Source organism: Bacillus sp. HY001, from assembly GCF_007558965.1.
Classification (GTDB): Bacteria; Bacillota; Bacilli; order Bacillales; family Bacillaceae_G; genus Bacillus_A; species Bacillus_A mobilis.
Genome location: NZ_VLTE01000389.1, coordinates 1 through 205 on the forward strand (window position 1 = coordinate 1; position 205 = coordinate 205).

Sequence of the window (205 nt, forward strand, 5' to 3'; positions counted from 1 at the left end):
AATGTAGCCAGTCAATCATGAAAGGTTTGTTCCAAAATTGGAAATCTTTTTTTGCTAGTTTAAAAGACTATAAAAAGAATCCAAACAAATATGCTGGACCACCTAGAATTCCAAAGTATATTCGTTCTTCTGAAAAAGAGATTCTGTATACAAACCAAGATTGCATCATTAAAAACGATAGATTTTTAAAGTTTCCAAAGACGAA

1 pseudogene is annotated in these 205 nt (G+C 30.2%); it reads left to right on the plus strand.

What is annotated here, in order from left to right:
• A pseudogene (locus FOT98_RS31865) lies at nucleotides 1–205 on the plus strand (RNA-guided endonuclease InsQ/TnpB family protein); the annotation flags it as partial.